Genomic DNA, 679 nt, shown 5'->3' on the forward strand with positions numbered 1-679 from the left:
TGTAGTGGTCAACTAATTTAGGACACCTGATAAGAGGTTTTGATTAAAGTAACGTCTTTCTGTTTCAGCTGGTGTTAAATAATTGTTGAAAGTGTGCGGTCTCACGGTTTGATAGTAGCCCCAGATATAATCACTAATGGCACTTTTAGCCTCAGCGATATTCTCATAACCGCCCTTTGGCATCCACTCTGTTTTGAAGCTTCTAAAGAAGCGCTCAGTTGGGGCGTTATCCCAACAATTTCCACGACGGCTCATACTCTGTGTCATACCGTCGCAATCATCGATTGATTCAGCAAATTTCTTACTGGTGTAATGCGTGCCCTGATCTGAGTGAAATAACACACCACTTGGTTTGAGTCTCGTCTGATACGCCATTTTCAGAGCGTTACCTGTCAGAATACTATCGGGTGAGTCTGAGACACTAAAGCCCACCACACGACGGGCGTACAGGTCTAAAACAACGGCTAGGTAACACCAGCCGCCTTTAATGCGAATATAAGTGACATCGCCCGTCCAGACTTGGTTGGGCGCCGTTGGGCTAAATCTGCGTTTTAAAAGGTTGTCATGGGTTTTATGTTCCTGATCAGCGTGCTTGTATTTGTGGGTCTTGAGCTGGCAACTGACCAGTTTCATTTGCTTCATAATCTTGGCAGCTAAGTAACGCGTTAGCCTAATACTG

At 45.1% G+C, this 679-nt stretch carries 1 protein-coding gene; it reads right to left on the reverse strand.

All coding sequences use genetic code 11. The annotated features are described in order from the left end of the window. Positions 1-12: 12 nt before the first annotated feature. The coding region (locus EI162_RS14425; protein WP_225737021.1) for an IS3 family transposase at positions 13-679 on the reverse strand (667 nt) is incomplete at its 5' end.

The organism is Psychrobacter sp. FME6 (assembly GCF_014861365.1).
Lineage (GTDB): Bacteria > Pseudomonadota > Gammaproteobacteria > Pseudomonadales > Moraxellaceae > Psychrobacter.